This window comes from Pseudomonas sp. S36 (genome assembly GCF_016647875.1).
In the GTDB taxonomy this organism is placed as follows: domain Bacteria; phylum Pseudomonadota; class Gammaproteobacteria; order Pseudomonadales; family Pseudomonadaceae; genus Aquipseudomonas; species Aquipseudomonas parafulva.
This window is the reverse complement of record NZ_JACVVG010000007.1, coordinates 154999-167603: the sequence shown is the minus strand read 5'-3', so window position 1 is coordinate 167603 and position 12605 is coordinate 154999. Positions and strand designations below refer to the sequence as shown.

Sequence of the window (12605 nt, the reverse complement as noted above, 5' to 3'; positions counted from 1 at the left end):
GCCGTAAGGGCGAAAAGGTGAATAAGCGTCACCATCGCATATGGACTATGCCCGCCATAAAAACCCACACAGCAAATAACTTCAAACTTCAAACTTCAAACTTCAAACTTCAAACTTCAAACTTCAAACCCAATATAGGCCCCCAAGCACAACCACTCAACCCTACCGCCCCAGAGCCCTCTCAATCGCCCCCCGAAACGCCGGATCATCCGGCTTCGTCAAACTGGAAAAACTCGCAATCACCTTCCCTTGCCGATCAATCACATACTTATAAAAATTCCACTTCGGCGCACTGCTCTGCCTCGCCAGCTCCACAAACAGAGGGATCGCATCCTTACCCCGTACCGCCTGCTCCTTGGTCATGGTAAAGGTCACCCCATAATTGGCATAACAGACCTTCGCCGTCTTCTCGCTGTCGGCATCCTCCTGCTTGAAGTCATTGGAGGGCACCCCCAACATCTCGAGCCCCCGACCGTGATACTCCTTGTACGTGGCCTCAAGCCCCTCGAACTGTGGCGCAAAACCGCAATAGCTGGCCGTGTTGATCACCACCAGCGGCTTACCGCCATAGCGCTCGCACAAATCCACCTGCCCCTTGCCCCGCAGCTCTGGCAGCGCCCCCTGCAATACCGCCGGGCACTCGGCCGCCCACACCGGTAGCGCGGCGCACAACGCCAGCAACGGTACTGTCAACCACTGTGTCTTCACGTCAACTGACTCCTGTTGGCCAATGCCCGAACTTGCAGCGTAGCGCTTAACAAACGCCCATGCCCAATTGCATCAACGCCATGCCACCCTGGTGCCACCCCCACCACACCAGGGCCAGCGCCACCAGCGCCACAATCACGAGCCCCACCCGCGCCACAGACCGGTTCATGCTGCCGCCTGCAAACGCGCCACGGGCCGTTCACGCACGGGCCAGTTGAGAGCCGCCGCCATCAAGCTCAGCAGGATTGCGATCTGCCAGACCAGGTCGTAGCTGCCCGTTCGATCATAGACAACACCCCCCAACCAGCCGCCCAGAAACGCCCCCAACTGATGGAACAGGAACACAATGCCGCCCAACATCGACAGGTTGCGCACCCCGAACAACGTGGCCACCGTGCCATTGGTCAGCGGCACCGTGGACAACCACAACAGCCCCATGGCGATACCAAACAGATAGGCACTGAACGCACTCACCGGCGCCCACAGAAACAGCACGATAACCACCGCCCGCAGCAGATACAGCCCAGTGAGCAAACGCGGCTTGGACATGCGCCCGCCGAGCCAGCCGGCAGTGAACGTACCGGCGATATTGAACAGGCCCACCAGCGCCAGCACGGTGGTGCCGGTGGTTGCCGGCAGGTGCTGGTCCACCAGGTAGGCCGGCAGGTGTACACCAATGAACACCACCTGGAACCCGCACACGAAGAACCCCAGCGCCAGCAACCAGAAGCCCGAATGCCCGCACGCCTCGCGCAAGGCTTCGCCCAGGGTCTGCTCACTGCCCAGCGCGGGCAGCGGGCGATCGCGCAGCAGGCCCACCAACGGCACGATAAACGCCACCAGCAGCCCCAACACCAGCAACGCGGCGGACCAGCCCAGCCACTGGATCAGGCCCAACGTGCCCGGCAACATGGCGAACTGGCCGAACGAGCCGGCAGCGCTGGCGATGCCCATGGCCATACTGCGCTTGTCCGCCGGCACGGCGCGCCCAACCACACCCAATATCACTGAGAACGATGTACCGGACAGGCCGATGCCAATCAGCAGCCCGGCACTGAGCGAGAGCGACCAGGCAGAGTCGGCCATGCCCATCAGCCCCAGCCCGGTGGCGTACAGCACCCCACCGATCATCACCACCCGACCCGCACCGAGGCGGTCAGCCAAAGCACCCGCGAACGGCTGGGCGAGCCCCCAGATCAGGTTCTGCAACGCAATGGCGAATGCAAACACCCCTCGGCCCCAGCCAAAATCCGCACTCATCGGCGCCAGGAACAGGCCAAAGCCATGCCGCACGCCCAAAGACAGCGCAAGAATCAACGCCGCCCCCAACAATACCCACCCGCTGGTGCGCCACACCGAACTCATTATTGTTATCTCCAGCCCATCGCAAGGTGCTTGCGGGTAGATTCCCGCTCACTGGCATGCAGCATGAACGCGTGGGCCGGCTGGTATCAAGTGGCGCGTACGGGTGCATCGGGTTACGGCGCGCCCTCGGCCTGGCGCAGGCGCCTGGCGATAGGTTCGAACTGCGGGGTGGCCGTGCGAGGGAGTGGGTCGGGAGCGCCCTGCTCGATCGCCTGCCAGTACCGCCACGGCACTTTCGCAGCGCCCAGTTCATAGTCCATGCCATCCCAGCTGTCTTCGCGGAAACTGTAGAACGCCCAATGCAGCCGGGCACCGTCGAGTACCCCAAGAACGTCCTCAAGGTACTGCGGGCAGCCCGCCAGCCGGCGCATGCAGCCAAACTCGCCTACCACCAGGCGTGAACGCGGCAACTTCATGGCCTGTGCCCAGGCAATGGGCTGCTGCAGGTAGCGCTTCACCCGTTCGCTATCCCATTGCTGGGTGTGCCCGGCAAAGGGAGCCGCACCAGGGTAGGCCAACGGTTGCTTGCGGGTCATATTGGGAGCACTGGTGACAAAATACGGCTCGTACATGTGGATGCTGTAGAGCACACGTGGGTCTGGCAAAGGTGCCGGCCAGTAGCCGAATGCATCGGCAGCGGCAAACCACCCCGCATCGACCATGATCGGCGTGGCTGGGTCTTCCTGACGGATAGCGGTTATCAGTTGCCGATACAGCCCGGGCAAGTCGCGCGCGCCACCCTGCTCTCGGGCATACCACCGGCGCATGCTCTCGGCGTCGGCGTGTTCGGCCAGGTCGCTCATTTTCTCGGGCGCAGGTTCGTTCACCAGGTTGTACGCAGCAACAGCCGGGTGGCCTTTCAGCTCCCGCGCCAGGTCTTTCCAGAAGCCCGCGGCCTGCAACCAGTAGGCTTTGTCCTGCCACAGGCGGTCGTCGAACTGGCCCTTGTTGTTTTGCGACCAACGCATGCCCGGCAGTGACAGGGGCGCGATCACTACCTTCAACCCCGCCTGGTGGGCGCGGTCCAGAGCAGTACGCAATGTGGCCAGGTCGGCCGATGGCAGGCCTTGATAGTGATCGGCGTTACCCAGCAGGAAATCCCGCTGCGCAGGCTGCCACTTGTCGTAGGACAACCGCACCCAGGTTGCGCCATACCCGCGCAATGCGTCGAAATACGCCTGATCCGGTGGCAGCCGGTTGAAGCTATTGCCGCCGTGGCGGGGCGTGTCCCAGAACGTGATCAGGTCTGCTGCCGTAGCAACGGGTACACAGAGCATCAGCAGAACGGTGAATAACCAATGGCGCATGGCAGGCTTCTCCAGCTTTCAGGAAGCAGCGAGCCTACTTGAATACGGGGTTAGCGTCTTTTCAAAACGATTCAATGATTTTTACGGAATATAAACGCAAGATTTTCTGTAGGAAGGCTCTGATATTCATGCAGGCAACCTAAAGACTCAAAGCCAGGCCAAGCACTACGGCCAACTCAAGCAGCTCCAGCATGGCACCGGCTGTATCACCCGTAGTGCCGCCCAGTCGCCGGCACATCAGACGCCGCAATGCGACAGCCACACCCAGTGCCAGCACCACGACCCAACCCGCCATCAGCAGGCCGACAGCAGTACACACCAGCACGCCCCCCATGGCAGCCCGCCGAGGCAGGTGCTGGGCAAGGGCTTGGCCCAGGCCGCCAGGGCGGACGTAGGGGGTAGAAAGAAACAGGCCAAGCATCGCGGCCCGGCCGATCACGGGTGCGAGCAGCAACACTGCACCAGCGCCTTGCTCCACCAGCACCCACAGGGCACAGAATTTAAGCAGCAACACCAGCACCAGGGTGACGATCGCCACCGGCCCGCTGCGGGGGTCCTTCATGATCTGCAAGGTGCGTTCGCGGTCGCCAAACCCGCCCAGCCAGGCATCGGCACTGTCCGCCAGGCCATCCAGGTGCAAGGCGCCGCTCAGCACCACCCACAGGCTCAACAGCAACGCCGCATGCAGCGGTGCCGGCACCGCTTGCAGCAAGTGGCTGGCCAACCAGAGCACCAGGCCGAACAACAGGCCAACCAGCGGGTAAAACAGCAGCGAACGGCCTACCTCGCGAGGGGCTGGCATGCCCGGCAAGGTGACGGGCAAACTGCTCAGAAACTGCAACGCGATCCAGAACGGTAGCATGTCAGCAGCCCTCTATCAGTTGCCCTTGCGCGGTCACCCGCAGCTGCACGAGTGCGCCGTGGCCCACTTCCACCTGCAGCAGTTGTGCCCTTGGCAGGCCGCGGGCACGGGACAGCAACAGGCGTATCACCCCACCATGGGTCACCAGCAGCACGCGTTTGCCGGCGTGCTGGCACGCCAGGCGCCCTACCGCCGTCAGCACGCGCCCGGCAAAGGCTTCAACCGGTTCGCCGTTGGGCGGTGTGTAGCCGTAGGGGTCTGCCCAGAAGCGCCCCAGTTCGTCGGCCTGCTGTTCCATGATCTGTGCAGCGGTGCGGCCCTCCCAGTCACCGAAGTGCAGCTCCTGCAGGGCAGGCTCGCGCTGCACGGGCAAGCCCAATTGCGCCCCCAGCTCATCGGCGAAGCGGCCACAACGCTGCAACGGCGAACTCACCAGCACCTGCCAATGGCCGGCCTTTGCCACGGCCTCGCGCATCTGTGCCCAACCCTTGTTGGTCAGGGCATCATCAATGCTGCCTCGCAGGCCGCCCTGTTCGGTTTCACCGTGGCGCAGCAGGTCGAGGATCATGCCGGGCGGTCCGCCACGGCCGCCTCGGCAAAGGTCGCCATCTGCCCGTGCAGGGCACACGCCAGGCGCAGCAGCGGCTGGGCCAGGGCAGCACCACTGCCCTCGCCCAGCCGCAAGCCCAACGCCAGCAATGGCTCGGCTTGCAGCGCAGCCAGCACAGCCTGATGCCCGGGCTCGGCGCCCTGGTGCGCAAACAGCAACCATGGGCGGCACTGTGGGTTGAGCCGCACCGCCACCAGCGCAGCGACGCTACAGATGAAGCCGTCCACCAGTACCGCCACCCCGGCTTGCGCGCAGCCCAGATAAGCACCGGCCAGGGCGGCGATCTCGAAGCCGCCGACACAGGCCAGCGCCTGCAACGGGTCTGTAGCCTGCAGCGCATGCAAGCTCAGCGCCCGCTCGATAACCTCGGCCTTGTGCCGCACGCCGGCATTGTCTAGACCCGTACCGGGGCCGCTCAGGGCAGCTGCCGGGCAGCCCAGCAACACGCTGGCCAAGGCCGCTGCAGCCGTGGTGTTGCCAATGCCCATCTCGCCACCGATGAACAAATGCCCATCGGCCTGGGCGGCACGCTGTGCGCTGTCGCGGCCAGCCTGCAAGGCCGCCTGCAACTGGCCCGCCGTCATGGCAGGCTGGCGGGCGAAGTTGGCGGTACCGGCGCCGAGGCGCAAATGGCTCACCCCTGGCAGTTCCAGATGCGGGTCGACCGTGCCCAGGTCGATCACCTCCAGGCTGGCCTGCAGTTGGCGGGCCAGTACACTGATTGCCGCGCCACCTCCGACAAAATTGCGCAGCATCTGGCCGGTGACGGCTTGTGGGTAGGCGGAGATGCCTTCCTCGACGACCCCATGGTCGCCAGCAAACAGGGTGATGAAAACGTTATCCACGGTCGGGCGCTCGCGCCCTTGCAGGCCGGCCAGCTGAACCGCCAGGCTCTCCAGCTGGCCGAGGGACCCCGCTGGCTTGGTCAACTGTTGCTGACGGGCACGGGCCTGGCCCGTGGCGTTTTCATCGACGGCTTGGCAGGGGTTCTGCCACCAGGTCGTGTTCATAGTGCAGGTCCTTTCAGCATCAGGGGCAAGCCGGCCACGGTCAGCACCACGCGCTGACAGCGCTCGGCCACTGCCTGGTGCAGCCAGCCGGCCAGGTCGACGTAGCGTCGGGTCAGCTCGCCCATGGGCACGACGCCGAGGCCGGTTTCGTTACTGACCAGCACCAGGGTGCCAGGCAGGGTGGGCAGGCACTCCAGCAACGCATCGCGCTCCTGGGCCAGGCGCTGATCGTCTTCGAGCATCAGCAGGTTGGTCAGCCACAAGGTCAGGCAGTCCACCAGCAGGCAGCGCCCCTCTGCCGCTTCGCCCCGTAGCACGCTAGCCAGGGCCAGGGGTTCCTCGATCAACCCCCACTCGGCGGGGCGCCGCTGACGGTGGAGTTGCACACGTTCGTTCATCTCGCCGTCCAAGGGTTGGCTGGTGGCGATGTAGGTCACCGGCAGGCCGCTGTCGGCAGCCAGTTGTTCGGCGAGGCGGCTTTTGCCGGAGCGGGCACCGCCCAGGATCAGGTTGTGCATTTCAGGCTACCCCACACAGTTGCAGCAGGCGGCGGGTGTCCAGGTGCCGCTCAACCAGGTCGGCCAGGCGCTCGATGTCGCGTTCGCGCAACGCCTGGTAATCGATTACCTGCACTTCATCCAGGCCTGCCCAGCGCAGCAACGCCGCGCAGGAGGCGCTGCCCTCGAACAAGCCGTGCAGGTAGGTGGCGAGCACCTGCCCGTCGGCACTGATGGCGCCGTCGCTGCGGCCATCGGCCAGCTGCACCGCAGGGTGGCCCAGTGCCGGGCCGGTCGTGACCCCGGCGTGGATCTCGTAACCGGTGACCGGCGCGGTTTCAAGCGCCAGGGTGCCCGCCACGTTGCGCAGTTGCTTCTCGGCCTCCAGTACCGTGGCGTAGTCGAACAGCCCCAGGCCCGCGCTGGAACCGGCGGCGCCTTCCAGGCCGGCGGGGTCGTGGACGTCACGGCCGAGCATCTGCAGCCCGCCACAAATGCCGATCAACTTGCCACCGTAGCGCAGATGCCGCTCGATGGCCTTGTCCCAGCCGCGTTCGCGCAGCTGGGCCAGGTCACTGCGTACACTCTTGGAGCCCGGCAGGATAATCAGGTCGGCAGGTGGGATAGGCTGGCCCGGGCCCACAAACTGCAGGTCCACCTGCGGATGCAGGCGCAGCGGGTCGAAGTCGGTGTGGTTGCTGATACGCGGCAGCACCGGCACGATCACCTTCAGTACCTGTGCATCCTTTTTGCCCTGGCGTGCATCAATACCATCCTCGGCCTCCAAGTGCAGGTCGGTGACGTAGGGCAGCACGCCCAGCACCGGCTTGCCCGTCCGTTGCTCCAGCCAGTCGAGCCCTGGTTGCAGCAGGGCGATATCGCCCCTGAAGCGGTTGATGACAAACCCTTTGACCCGCGCCTGCTCGCTGGGCGACAGCAGCTCCAGCGTGCCGACAAGGTGGGCGAAGACCCCTCCGCGGTTGATGTCGGCCACCAGAATGACGGGGCAATCCACTGCCTCGGCAAAGCCCATGTTGGCGATATCGCCGGCACGCAAGTTGATTTCCGCCGGGGACCCTGCCCCTTCCACCATCACCACTGGCCAGGCCTCGCTAAGGCGCCGGTGGGAGGCCAGCACCGCTTGCATGGCGATGGCCTTGTAGTCGTGGTACGCGACCGCATTCATGCTGGTGACGGCGCGGCCATGGATGATCACCTGGGCGCCAGTGTCGCTGTTGGGTTTGAGCAGCACCGGGTTCATGTCGGTGTGGGGCTCAAGGCGGCAGGCCTGGGCCTGCACGGCCTGGGCGCGGCCAATTTCGCCACCATCGGCGGTCACGGCACTGTTCAGCGCCATGTTCTGCGGTTTGAACGGCACCACCCCGATACCCTGGCGCAACAGCCAGCGGCACAGGGCAGTCACCAGGGTGCTTTTACCGGCGTCGGACGTGGTGCCTTGCACCATGAGGGTGGTCATGGGGTGTCCTTCTTGTAGGTAGCCAGGGCCTGGGCCAGGCGCAGTTCGTCCGCCTCGCAGGCAGGCAGGCCAAAGCGCAGCGCCGAGGGCTGTTCAAACAGGCGAACCAGAATGCCGCTGCGGGCAAGATGGTCGTGCAGGTGTGCAGCATGCTGGCAACGCACATACTGAAACAGGTCGCAGCCGCCGCTGACGGCAAGCCCGCCACGCGCCAATAATTGTGCAAGGCGCAGGCTGTAAGCCGCGCAGCGCTCGCGTTGCAGATGCTGGGTGGCCTGATCGGCCAGGCTGGCCTGGGCCAATACCCGGGTCGGGCCGTTGATGGTCCAGGGCCCGAGCAGGTCGGCCAGGCGCGACAGCAGGTTGCCCTCAGCCGCCACGAAGCCCAGGCGAACCCCCGCCAGCCCAAAGAATTTGCCGAACGAGCGCAAGACGATCAGCCCAGGGCGCTCAGCACAATCCACCACGCTGCACGCGGGGGTGTTGTCCATGAAGGCTTCGTCCACCAGCAACCAGCCCCCACGCGCTGCCAGGCGCTGGTGCCAGGCCAGCACCGTTTCACGTGGCAGGCTGCGGCCGGTCGGGTTGTTCGGGTTCACCAGCACCAGCACATCCAGGTGATCGAGTGATGCCTCGACCTGGGTTTCGTCCAGCGCCGTCAACTGATGCCCGGCACGCTGCCAGGCATGGGCGTGTTCGGCATAACAGGGGCTGAGCACACCGACGTTGCCGGGCGGGCGCAGCAGCGGCAGCGCCTGAATGGCAGCCTGGGACCCGGCAACCGGCAGCAACTGAGCGGCGCCATAGTAACGGCAGGCGGCCTGCTCCAGGCCGTCATGGGTTTCAGGCAGGCGGGCCCAGGCTTGCACAGGAATAGACGGGATGGGAAAGGGCCAAGGCGCGATGCCACTGGACAGGTCCAGCCAGTGCTCGCGTGCAATGCCGTACTGGCGCACTGCGCGCAGCAGGCGGCCACCGTGTTCAAGCATTCAGGTACGCCCCCAGGCAGATCACCAACAGCCATAACCAGACCCCGCGCTGCACCAACTGCCAGCCACGCTCGATGGCGTCCTCGCTGGCTGCCGGCCCTTCGCCCAGGCGCGGGCGCTCGTGCAACTGGCCGTGGTACACCGCAGGCCCGCCAAGTTCCACCCCCAGCGCACCCGCGCCAGCGGCCATCACCGGCCCAGCGTTGGGGCTGTCCCACAAGGGGCCCTGCCGGCGCCAACAGGCCAGTGCCAGGCGGGTTTTGCCAAGCACCGCATAGGTCAATGCCACCAGCCGGGCCGGCACGTAGTTGAGCAGGTCGTCGATACGCGCGGCGCACCAGCCAAAGCGCTCGAAGCGCTCGTTGCGGTAGCCCCACATGGCATCAAGGGTATTGCTCAGACGGTACAGCACCACCCCCGGCGCACCCGCTACCACGAACCAGAACAACGCGGCGAACACGGCATCGCTGCCGTTTTCCAGCACCGACTCGGTAGCTGCCCGTGCGACCGCAGGTTCATCCAGCTCACGGGTTTCGCGGCTGACCAGGTAACCCACACGGCGCCGCGCCTCTTCCAGGTCGCCCTGGCGCAAGGCGGCAGCAACAGGCAGTACATGTTCGCCCAAACTGCGCAGGCCCAACGCGCAGTACAACGCGAGCGCGTCCACCAGCCAGCCAATGCCCGGCAGCCAGGACAGTATCAGTGCAACCAAGGTCAAGGGCACCACGGCCAGGAACCAGGCACTCACGCCATGGCTGCGCCAGCCACGGCCGCCCGCGTTCAAACGGCGCTCAAGGTTGGCCGCCATGTTGCCAAACGCAACCAACGGGTGACGCCGCTGGGGTTCACCGAACAGGGCATCCAAAGCAACGCCGGCGACGGTCAGCAAGGCTACGCTCATGGGCGTGCCCCCCAACGGTTTTCGTACAGCATCTCACTCAGCGGCTGCGCCTGGGCCCAGCCCTCCACCACCAGCATGGGCGCCGGGTAGAACGCGGTAACAGGGCCCAGGCAGAGCACCGCCACAGGTTTGGCCCCGGCGGGCATGCCCAACAGTGCGGCCAGGGCCTGCGGATCGAACAACGACACCCAACCCATACCCAGCCCCTCGGCACGTGCGGCCAGCCACAGGTTCTGGATGGCGCAGGCCAGCGAGGCAAGGTCCATCTCAGGCAGCGTGCGGCGGCCGAACAGGTGCGGTTCGCGGTTGTCCATCAGGGCGGCCACCAGCAGCTCTGCACAATCGTTTATGCCTTCGACCTTGAGTTTCATGAAGTCGTCGGAGCGCTCGCCCAACGCCTGAGCAGTCAGCACACGCTCCTGCTCGACCAGCGCCTGGATGCGCTCGCGTAACGCACGCTGGGTAATGCGAATGAAGCGCCAGGGCTGCATGAGGCCGACACTGGGTGCCTGATGGGCCGCCGCCAGCAGCCGCGCCAGTAATTCTGGCGCCACTTCGCCACCGGCAAAATGGCGCATGTCGCGGCGCTCGCCGATTGCTCGGTATACCGCAGCGCGTTCGGGCTCACTGAAAACGTGATCAGTCATGGTCGCAACAGCGCCGCCGCCGCCTCAGGGTTCGAGGGGAAATAAAAATGCACATAGGAAGCCGTCAACCGCCCCAGGCGATACACCGCCTCGTTGCCCCGCCCGCCATTGGGGCTCAGGCCACGTGCAACGGGCTCCAGCGTGGTGCTGGTCAGGGAATGGTGATAGGTATGGCCACGCAGGGTGCCCTCCGGCAGTTCCACAGCCTGCAAGGCCAAGGCCGCCAAGCGTTTTTGCATGGTCGCCTCGCCAGGTAGCAGGCCCAGCAGCTCGGCACGCTCGCCAGCCACATCGGTGAGCGCTTCCAGCAAATACAGCATGCCGCCACACTCTGCCAACAGGGGCTTGCCCTGGGCGTGGTGCGCGCGAATGGCCTGACACATCGGGGCGTTATCCGCCAGGGCATGGTGATGCAATTCGGGGTAGCCGCCAGGCAGGTACAGGCTGTCGACCCTCGGCAGCACCTGGTCATGCAGCGGCGAGAAGAACACCAGCTGCGCGCCCATGCGCCGCAGCAATTCAAGGTTGGCGCCGTAGGTGAAGGCAAAGGCCTCGTCGTGCGCCACGCCTACCCGCACACCTTCCAGCAAGGCAGAGGGTTGCAACGGCTGTGCCTGGGCGAAGGTGACAGCCGGCGGCAGGGTGGCATCGCAGCTGTCACCCAGCGCCTGCGCGGCGGCGTCCAGCCGGGTATCCAGGTCGTTCAGTTCACTGGCCTGGACCAGGCCGAGGTGGCGGCTGGGCAACTCGATGCCCCGCTCACGGGACAACCCGCCGTACCAGCGCAGCCCCTCGGTCAGGCTACCCTCAAGCAACTGGGCGTGGCGCAGGCTGCCCACCCGGTTGGCCAGCACCCCGGCAAACGGCAGGTCGGGCTGATAGCGGGCCAGCCCCAGGGCCAATGCACCGAAGGTTTGGGCCATGGCCGTACCATCGATGACCGCCAGCACCGGCACGCCGAAATGGCGTGCCAGGTCCGCGCTCGAGGGGGTGCCGTCGAACAGCCCCATCACCCCTTCGATCAGGATCAGGTCGGCCTCACCTGCGGCCTCCCACAGCAACCGGCGGCTTTCCTCGGCACCGATCATCCACAGGTCCAACTGATACACCGGCGCACCGCTGGCCCGTTCGAGAATCATCGGGTCGAGAAAGTCGGGCCCGCATTTGAACACCCGTACCTTGCGGCCCAGGTTGCGGTGCAGCCGGGCCAGGGCCGCGGTCACCGTGGTCTTGCCCTGCCCTGAAGCCGGGGCTGCAATCAGTACCGCGGGGCATTGGCGGGGTGCGCTCACAGTTCCACGCCCTTCTGGGCACGGATGCCGGCCTGGAATGCGTGCTTGAGCATGCCCATTTCAGTCACCGTGTCCGCCAGCTCGACCATCTCTGGTTTGGCACCGCGACCAGTGACGATCACGTGCTGCATGGGTGGGCGGGCCTGGATGTCGGACAGCACCTGATCCAGCTCCAGGTAGCCGTGCTTCAGGGCGATATTCAACTCGTCGAGTACCACGAACTGCACAGATTCGTCCTGCAGCAGTTGACGCGACACGGCCCATGCCGCCTCGGCCGCCGCGATGTCACGCTGGCGATCCTGGGTTTCCCACGTGAAACCCTCGCCCATCACGTGGTAACGCACCTGCTCGGGGAAGCGACGGAAGAACAGCTCTTCGCCGGTGCTGTTGCGGCCTTTGATGAATTGCACGACACCGCACTGCATGCCATGGCCCAGTGCACGCGCGAGCATGCCGAACGCCGAGCTGCTCTTGCCCTTGCCATTGCCGGTCAGTACCAGCAGCAAGCCGCATTCGTTGGGGGAGTTGGCGATGCGTTCGTCGATGACCGCTTTCTTGCGCTGCATGCGCGCCAGGTGACGTTCGTCGCGTTCGGTGATTTCGCTCATGGGGGGCTCCGCTGGCTGGCACCACGGCAAGCCATGGCGACAGGGAATAAGCAGGCAAAAGGAGCGCGCGCAGGAGCCATGGCTGAACGCCACGGTGCACCGCGCATCACCCTCCGTGATGCCGTTGGCAGTGTCAGGCCGGTCTCCGGGCTTGCGAGCGGGCACCGGCCCAAGCCTGCGCACCTTCCCGGGTACAGACACCCAGTGGTATTGCGCGGCCGTCACTCACTTACCGTTGCGGGGGCAGCGCCGGAATCGCGCCATGCTGGCACCCACCGGCTTCCCTGTTTCACCCCTTGGCGGGGCACCTGAAACACGCGCGAAGGTTAGAG

Annotated in this window: 14 protein-coding genes and 1 riboswitch; all 14 genes read right to left on the bottom strand. The window is 65.3% G+C overall.

What is annotated here, in order from left to right; translation table 11 throughout:
- Positions 1-162 precede the first annotated feature (162 nt).
- Positions 163-708 (bottom strand): glutathione peroxidase, encoded by a 546-nt coding sequence (locus IAE36_RS06345; protein ID WP_201211181.1) that lies wholly within the window; start codon positions 706-708, stop codon positions 163-165.
- A 46-nt stretch (positions 709-754) separates the two neighbouring features.
- Entirely contained in the window at positions 755-877 is a 123-nt protein-coding gene (locus tag IAE36_RS23835) for a hypothetical protein (protein WP_268933053.1), read from the bottom strand.
- The gene (locus IAE36_RS06340) at positions 874-2073 is read right to left on the bottom strand and encodes an MFS transporter (RefSeq protein WP_028635065.1); all 1200 of its coding nucleotides are present in this window, start codon (positions 2071-2073) and stop codon (positions 874-876) included. Before IAE36_RS06340 ends, IAE36_RS23835 begins: the two co-directional genes overlap by 4 nt.
- A gap of 113 nt (positions 2074-2186) precedes the next feature.
- Positions 2187-3314, bottom strand: a complete 1128-nt coding sequence (locus tag IAE36_RS06335; RefSeq protein WP_328822854.1) for a glycoside hydrolase family 5 protein — start codon at positions 3312-3314, stop codon at positions 2187-2189.
- Between the two features lie 205 nt (positions 3315-3519).
- Positions 3520-4242, bottom strand: coding sequence for an adenosylcobinamide-GDP ribazoletransferase (locus tag IAE36_RS06330; RefSeq protein ID WP_201211176.1), 723 nt, complete (start codon positions 4240-4242; stop codon positions 3520-3522).
- A 1-nt stretch (position 4243) separates the two neighbouring features.
- Positions 4244-4810 (bottom strand): histidine phosphatase family protein, encoded by a 567-nt coding sequence (locus tag IAE36_RS06325; RefSeq protein ID WP_201211174.1) that lies wholly within the window; start codon positions 4808-4810, stop codon positions 4244-4246.
- Complete coding sequence (gene cobT, locus IAE36_RS06320) at positions 4807-5862, bottom strand: nicotinate-nucleotide--dimethylbenzimidazole phosphoribosyltransferase (protein ID WP_201211172.1); 1056 nt, start codon at positions 5860-5862, stop codon at positions 4807-4809. The genes IAE36_RS06325 and cobT overlap by 4 nt, the downstream gene beginning before the upstream one ends.
- Positions 5859-6380: a bifunctional adenosylcobinamide kinase/adenosylcobinamide-phosphate guanylyltransferase gene (cobU, locus tag IAE36_RS06315; RefSeq protein WP_201211169.1), complete on the bottom strand. Its 522-nt coding sequence runs from the start codon at positions 6378-6380 to the stop codon at positions 5859-5861. The genes cobT and cobU overlap by 4 nt, the downstream gene beginning before the upstream one ends.
- A 1-nt stretch (position 6381) precedes the next feature.
- Positions 6382-7836: a cobyric acid synthase gene (locus IAE36_RS06310; protein ID WP_201211166.1), complete on the bottom strand. Its 1455-nt coding sequence runs from the start codon at positions 7834-7836 to the stop codon at positions 6382-6384.
- Positions 7833-8825, bottom strand: coding sequence for a threonine-phosphate decarboxylase CobD (gene cobD, locus IAE36_RS06305; RefSeq protein WP_201211164.1), 993 nt, complete (start codon positions 8823-8825; stop codon positions 7833-7835). Before cobD ends, IAE36_RS06310 begins: the two co-directional genes overlap by 4 nt.
- The gene (cbiB, locus tag IAE36_RS06300; protein WP_201211156.1) at positions 8818-9726 is read right to left on the bottom strand and encodes an adenosylcobinamide-phosphate synthase CbiB; all 909 of its coding nucleotides are present in this window, start codon (positions 9724-9726) and stop codon (positions 8818-8820) included. Before cbiB ends, cobD begins: the two co-directional genes overlap by 8 nt.
- Positions 9723-10373 (bottom strand): 5,6-dimethylbenzimidazole synthase, encoded by a 651-nt coding sequence (bluB, locus tag IAE36_RS06295; protein ID WP_201211154.1) that lies wholly within the window; start codon positions 10371-10373, stop codon positions 9723-9725. The genes cbiB and bluB overlap by 4 nt, the downstream gene beginning before the upstream one ends.
- A complete protein-coding gene (locus IAE36_RS06290) occupies positions 10370-11665 on the bottom strand; it encodes a cobyrinate a,c-diamide synthase (protein ID WP_201211153.1) in 1296 nt (431 codons plus the stop codon). The genes bluB and IAE36_RS06290 overlap by 4 nt, the downstream gene beginning before the upstream one ends.
- The gene (cobO, locus tag IAE36_RS06285) at positions 11662-12273 is read right to left on the bottom strand and encodes a cob(I)yrinic acid a,c-diamide adenosyltransferase (RefSeq protein ID WP_201164778.1); all 612 of its coding nucleotides are present in this window, start codon (positions 12271-12273) and stop codon (positions 11662-11664) included. The genes IAE36_RS06290 and cobO overlap by 4 nt, the downstream gene beginning before the upstream one ends.
- A gap of 119 nt (positions 12274-12392) precedes the next feature.
- Positions 12393-12600: riboswitch (cobalamin riboswitch) on the bottom strand.
- Positions 12601-12605 lie beyond the last annotated feature (5 nt).